At 71.4% G+C, this 6,527-nt stretch carries 5 protein-coding genes; 4 read left to right on the top strand and 1 reads right to left on the bottom strand.

Features of this window, described 5'->3' with window-relative positions:
* Positions 1–144: 144 nt before the first annotated feature.
* Positions 145–1,194 carry a DUF4439 domain-containing protein gene (locus MHY20_RS08220; RefSeq protein ID WP_183373466.1) on the bottom strand — a complete coding sequence of 350 codons (1,050 nt, stop codon included), beginning with the start codon at positions 1,192–1,194 and terminating at the stop codon, positions 145–147.
* A gap of 157 nt (positions 1,195–1,351) precedes the next feature.
* On the opposite strand from MHY20_RS08220, the gene MHY20_RS08215 reads away from it, so the two are divergent.
* From MHY20_RS08215 to infB, 4 genes are all read left to right on the top strand, one after another.
* Entirely contained in the window at positions 1,352–1,894 is a 543-nt protein-coding gene (locus MHY20_RS08215; protein WP_183373467.1) for a ribosome assembly cofactor RimP, read from the top strand.
* 42 nt (positions 1,895–1,936) lie between these two features.
* Positions 1,937–3,010: a transcription termination factor NusA gene (gene nusA / locus MHY20_RS08210; protein ID WP_183373468.1), complete on the top strand. Its 1,074-nt coding sequence runs from the start codon at positions 1,937–1,939 to the stop codon at positions 3,008–3,010.
* A 133-nt stretch (positions 3,011–3,143) separates the two neighbouring features.
* Positions 3,144–3,485 (top strand): YlxR family protein, encoded by a 342-nt coding sequence (locus tag MHY20_RS08205; RefSeq protein WP_239376117.1) that lies wholly within the window; start codon positions 3,144–3,146, stop codon positions 3,483–3,485.
* Positions 3,486–3,564: 79 nt separating this feature from the next.
* Positions 3,565–6,492, top strand: a complete 2,928-nt coding sequence (infB, locus tag MHY20_RS08200; RefSeq protein ID WP_239376116.1) for a translation initiation factor IF-2 — start codon at positions 3,565–3,567, stop codon at positions 6,490–6,492.
* Positions 6,493–6,527: the final 35 nt, after the last annotated feature.

Raw genomic sequence — 6,527 nt, 5'->3', positions numbered from 1 at the left:
CGCTGCAACGTCATCTACGCCATGCTCCGCGACGGCACCTACTACCAGCCACCGACAACCGCCCCTACCCCCGAGCCGACCGCTCTCGCGGCTTGACTCGAAACATAGGGACACCCCCCAGCAGGCGGCCCCGCGCGGCGGGCATCAGCCCTCGGCCGGCTCCTCCAGCCACGGCAGGGAGTCGACCGAGGCGGCCCGCTGCGCGAACACCGGTGTCTCCTCCGCCCACGCGGCGATGAACGCGGCGCGCTGATCGAACGTGGCGGCGGAGCTGAGCCGCACCGCGTGGGCGATCGAGGTCGTGGAGATCTCCTGCGCGAGCGCGGCCAGGCCCTCATCGGTCCGCTGCTCGGCGGTTAGCGGGTAGGCGGCTTCGCGGCGGGCCGGCTCCGCCTTCAGCGCGGTGATCGCCGGTGTGTACGACTCGGCGCGGCTCCGGTGGACGGCGGCGCGCTTCGCGTGGGCTGCGCGCTGGTCCTTCGGCGCGCGCGCTGCCACCACTTCGAGGGCGTACGCGCCGAACCATTCGTCGCGCTGCGCGTCCTGCATCAGCTGGGCGAGCCCGTCCTGCGGGTCGATGTAGGCGGGGTCCTCGGTGGGGACCGGACGCGTCGGCGCGAGGTCGGCGGCGGAGGGCGGTGCCGGGGGCGCGAGCGCCGAATCTCCGGTGACGGCGGCGAGACGGCTCAGCGCCCAGATCGAGAACACGCCCGCGGATGCGGTGATGCGCGCGAGTGATGCGGAGACCTGCACGGTGGCCTCCAGCATGAGGTCGCGCAGGGCGCGCAGCTGCTCGGCCACCTCGGCGGCGCCCGCTGCGGCATCGGCGGGGGAGGCGGCCGACGGGTAGGTGCCGTCCTCCAGTTCCGCTGCCGTGGCGAACGCCCGCTGCTGGTCCTGCATCGCTGCGGCGATGAGCGCGCTGAGCTTCTGGGCATCGCCCGTGGCCGCGGCGGCGAAGGAGTCGGTGACGGGGGCGGCGGTGACGAGCGCGGTGAGGATGTCGGTGCGGTACTGTTCGTCGATGCCCGGAGGCGGCGGGGTGTACTGGGCGGGCTGCCCCAGGCGCAGGCGGGCGCCGTTGGCGCAGCCGCTGAGCGTGACGCCGGCGGCGACGGCCCCGGTGAGGGTGAGTGCTCGCAGGGCCAGCATCCGTCGGCTGATGGGGCCGGGGGAGGGCGTGGCAGCGCTCATCGGTGGTGGTCCTTGTCCGGGTCGGCGGTGCGGGGGAGGGGTGCGCCACTGGGCCCCGGCTGGGGCGGGCGCCCTCCAACAGTAATAGAGTAGTGTCGAGCTCCTGCGCTCACGCAGTGCGGGGATTGTCAGACGAATACGAGGAGGACGCGGACCCGTGGCCATTCCACCGAAGCCGGACGATTCAGTCCTCATGGACGCGTTCACTCCGATCATCCACAGGCACGGCCTCGTCTGCGAATCCGTCCTCGCGCAGCGCGTCGGCGGCACGGTCCGCCTGGTCGTCACCGTGGACCTGCCGGAGGACGAGATCGGCAGCGCCGACCTCGACACCGTCACCGACGTCTCCGAAGAGATCTCGCAGCTGCTGGACGACGACCTCAGCCTCATCGGCGACGTCCCCTCGACGCTCGACGTCACCACCCCCGGCGTGTTCCGCCCCCTGGACAGCGTGCGCGCCTTCAAGCGCTCCCGCAGCCGCCTGCTCTCCGGCTCCCTCACCGACGGACGCACCTTCTACGGCCGCCTCACCGACGTGGTCGACGACGAGCTCGTCCTCGACGTGCAGAAGCCGCCGCACGACCCGAAGCGGAAGAAGAAGGGAGCGGCGGCCCCCGCCGCCGAGAAGCTGAAGCCCGGTGAGCACCGCGTGCCGATCACCGAGGTCGAGACCGCCGAGATCCAGCTCGAATTCCGCTGAGCACACCGCCACCATCCATCCGCACCGCCTGAGGAGGCCACCATGGACATCGATCTGGGAGCACTGCGCGCTCTGGAGCGCGAACGCGAAATCCCCATGCCCGTTCTGCTGGACGCAATCGCACAGGCCCTCCAGGTGGCCTACCAGCACACCCCGCACCCGGCGCCGAACGCCCGCATCGAGATCGACGAGTCCTCCGGCGCCGTGACGGTCATCGCTGAGGACCGCGACCAGACCGGCGAGATCATCGAAGAGTGGGACGACACCCCCGAGGGCTTCGGTCGAGTGGCCGCCGCCACCGCCCGTCAGGTGATCCTGCAGCGCATCCGCGAGCTCGAGGACGAGGCCGTGCTCGGCGACTTCGCCGGCCGCGCCGAGGAGATCGTCTCCGGTGTGATCCAGCAGGGGCGCGACCCGCGCCTGGTGTACGTGGACCTGCAGACCGTGGAGGGCATCCTGCCCCCGCACGAGCAGGTGCCGGGCGAGCACTATCCGCACGGCAAGCGGATCCGCGCCTACGTCTCGGACATCCGCCGCGGCGCGAAGGGCCCCGCCATCACGCTGAGCCGCACCCACCCGAACCTGGTGCGCCGCCTCTTCGAACTGGAGGTGCCCGAGATCGGCGACGGCACTGTGGAGATCCGCGCCCTCGCCCGCGAAGCCGGGCACCGCACGAAGATCGCCGTGTCCTCCGATGTGGACGGTGTGAATCCGAAGGGCGCCGCGATCGGACCGATGGGTCAGCGCGTCCGCTCCGTGATGGCGGAGCTCGAGGGCGAGAAGATCGACATCGTCGAGTTCGATGAGGACCCGGCGGTGTTCGTCGGCAACGCCCTCTCCCCGGCCCGCGTCAGCAGCGTGGTCGTCACCGATGAGGCCGCGAAGCAGGTGCTCGCGGTCGTGTCCGAGGGGCAGCTGTCGCTCGCGATCGGCAAGGCCGGGCAGAACGCTCGCCTCGCCGCGAAGCTCACCGGCTGGCGGATCGACATCCGCACCGAGGAGCAGCTGGCCGCTGAGCGCGCCGGCGGCGCTGCGGGGGAGCCGACGGATCCCGCCGAGACCATCGCTCCGGAGGCCTCCGTCGGCCCCGAGGATGAGGGCGACCTGGGCGCCTGATCTCGGCCAACGCGCACCCCGCGGGGGCGGCCGGGTGCGGGTGTGATCCCTCACCCGGGCGCTCACCGCACCCCGTTCCCGGGGCCACTCGGGTAGACTGGACAGGCTGGACGTGGGAACGGAGCGGAATTCAATGACCGATGAGGCATCGAATCGGCCGATCCGCACCTGCGTCGGATGTCGCACCCAGGACATCCGAGATCAGCTCGTGCGCGTTGTACGCGGCCCCTCCGCTGAGGGGGAGCCGCCTGCGGTCCGCCTCGATGAGACCCGCACCGCCCCCGGACGGGGCGCGTGGATCCATCCGGACGAGCAGTGCATCGCCGCGGCGCTCAAGCGCGGTGGTTTCAGCCGGGCCTTCAAGGGCCGGGTGGACATCACCGGACTCGAAGCGCAGCTGCGCGCCCGAGTGAACCCTTCGCAAGGAACCGAACCACCTTTGGAAGCGGGTAGAACACCAATGGACATCCGATGAGTACTCACCAATGAGCACCCACAGGAGCTAGTGGTCCGCGCCGCCCTGACTCGGCCGGCCGGACCGAGACAGGAGAATTGTGGCTAAAGTTCGCGTTCACGAGCTCGCCAAAGAGCTTGGTGTGACGAGCAAGGACGTCCTCAAGAAGCTTGAGGACCTCGGCGAATTCGTTCGCTCCGCCTCGTCGACCGTTGAACCCCCGGTCGCGCGCCGCGTTCGCGGCGCATTCCCGAAGTCCGACGGCGCCACCGCCGGCGGCACCCCCAAGCCCGGCCAGAAGCCCGGCGCCCCGAAGCCCGGCCAGAAGCCCGGTGCCCCCAAGCCCGGCGCACCCAAGCCCGGCCAGAAGGCAGCACCGGCGAAGGCCGATGGCGCCCCGGTCGCTGACCAGAAGCCCGCTGGCGACAAGCCGACCCCGTCGGCCGCGCCGTCCAGCGCCCCGAAGCCCGGCCAGAAGCCCGCTGCGAAGCCGGCCGCTGACGCCAGCCCGGCCAGCGCGCCGAAGCCCGGCGGCCCGAAGCCCCCGACCCCGGCGTCCGCTCCGAAGCCCGGCGCGGCATCCCGCCCCGGCCCGAAGCCGGGCGGCGGCCAGCGCCCGCAGCGCGGCGGCGCCGCCGGTGGCGGTCGCCCCGGCAACAACCCGTTCGCGTCCTCGCAGGGCATGCCCCGCCCGGGCGGCCCGCGTCCCCCGCGCCGCGACGGCGGAGGCCGTCCCGGCAACAATCCGTTCGCGTCCTCGCAGGGCATGCCCCGCCCCGGTGGCCCGCGTCCCCCGCGCCGTGACGGCCAGGGCGCAGGCCAGGGCGCACCGCAGGGCGCCGGCCAGGGTGGTCCCCGTCCCGGCGGTCCGCGCCCGGGCGGTCCCCGTCCGTCGCCGACCATGATGCCGGCACGGTCCGCTGCTGCTGAGAAGCCCCGCTCCGGCGGTGGCGGCGGCGGTCGCGGCCGTGGTCGCGGCGGTCAGGGCGGCGCACCCGGCGCAGGCCCCGGTGGCGGCGGCTTCGGTCCCCGTCCCGGTGGCGGCGGTCCCGGCCGCGGCCGCCGTGGCGGCACGCAGGGCGCGTTCGGACGCGGCGGCAAGCCCGCCCGCTCCCGCAAGTCGAAGCGCGCCAAGCGCCGCGAGTACGAGCAGATGCAGGCTCCGGCACCGGGCGGCGTGCAGATTCCGCGCGGTGACGGCTCCACGCCGATCCGTCTGCGCCGCGGCGCCTCGCTGACCGACTTCGCCGACCGCATCGACGTCAACCCGGCATCGCTGATCACCGTCCTCTTCGCCATGGGCGAGATGGCCACGGCCACCCAGTCCCTGGATGAGGACACGTTCCAGCTGCTCGGTGAGGAGCTCGGCTACAAGATCGAGATCGTCTCCCCGGAGGACGAGGAGCGCGAACTGCTCGAGCAGTTCGACATCGACCTTGAGGGTGAGCTGGACGAGGAGGACGACGAGGATCGTCTGCCCCGCCCGCCGGTCGTCACCGTCATGGGCCACGTGGACCACGGCAAGACCCGCCTGCTCGACTCGATCCGCCGTGCGAACGTCGGATCCGGCGAGGCCGGCGGCATCACCCAGCACATCGGTGCGTACCAGGTGCACGTGGACCACGAGGGCGAGGACCGCCCCATCACGTTCGTCGACACCCCGGGCCACGAGGCGTTCACCGCCATGCGAGCCCGCGGTGCGAAGGTCACCGACATCGCGATCCTTGTGGTCGCGGCCGATGACGGCGTCATGCCGCAGACCATCGAGGCGCTCAACCACGCCCAGGCTGCGGATGTGCCGATCGTGGTCGCGGTCAACAAGATCGACAAGCCGGAGGCGAACCCGGACAAGATCCGCGCCCAGCTCACCGAGTACAACCTCGTGGCTGAGGAGTACGGCGGCGACACCATGTTCGTGGACGTCTCCGCTCGCGAGGGCCTGCACATCGACGAGCTGCTGGAGGCCGTCCTGCTGACCGCCGATGCTGCCCTGGATCTGCGCGCCAACCCGGACAAGGACGCTCGCGGTGTCGCCATCGAGGCGAACCTCGACCGCGGCCGCGGCCCCGTCGCCACCGTCCTGGTGGAGCAGGGCACGCTGCGCGTCGGCGATGCGATCGTCTGCGGCACCGGCCACGGCCGTGTCCGCGCCATGCTCGATGAGAACGGCGACGCGGTCGAGGAGGCCCTGCCGTCCCGTCCGGTGCAGGTGCTGGGCCTCAGCTCCGTGCCCGGCGCCGGTGACACGTTCATCGTGCCCGCGGACGAGCGTCAGGCCCGCCAGATCGCTGAGAAGCGCGAAGCGGCCAAGCGCGCCGCCCAGCTGTCCAAGGCCCGCAAGCGCATGTCCCTCGAGGACATCAAGGAGGCCATGGAGCAGGGCAAGGTCGAGACCCTCAACCTCATCCTCAAGGGCGACGCCTCCGGTTCCGTGGAGGCGCTGGAAGAGGCACTGCTCGGCATCGAGGTCGGCGACGACGTCCAGCTGCGCGTCATCGACCGCGGCGTCGGCGCGATCACGATGAACAACATCAACCTCGCCATGGCGTCCGATGCCGTGATCATCGGCTTCAACGTCCGCGCCGAGGGCCAGAACGCCGAATACGCTGACCGCGAGGGCGTGGAGATCAAGTACTACTCGGTCATCTACCGCGCCATCGAAGAGGTGGAGAGCGCCCTGCTGGGCATGCTCAAGCCGGAGTACGAGGAGAAGGACCGCGGATCCGCCGAGATCCGCGAGATCTTCCGCTCCTCCAAGTTCGGCAATATCGCCGGCTCGATGGTCACCTCCGGCACGATCAACCGCGGCTCCAAGGCCCGCATCACCCGCAAGGGCGTTGTGGTCACCGAGAGCCTCGAGATCGCCGGCCTGCGCCGCTTCAAGGATGACGTCACTGAGGTCCGCGAGGGCTTCGAGTGCGGCATCAACCTGGGGTCGTTCAACGACATCCAGGAGGGCGACATCATCACCACGTACGAGATGGTGGAGAAGCCCCGCGAAGTGCCCAAGACCAACAAGAAGGACTGATCAGCGCACGCTGAGATGATGAGGCCCCGACCGCG

It is taken from the genome of Helcobacillus sp. ACRRO (assembly GCF_022347125.1).
In the GTDB taxonomy this organism is placed as follows: Bacteria; Actinomycetota; Actinomycetes; order Actinomycetales; family Dermabacteraceae; genus Helcobacillus; species Helcobacillus massiliensis.
Note: the sequence above shows the minus strand (reverse complement) of the source record. Positions and strands in the feature narration are given on the sequence as shown.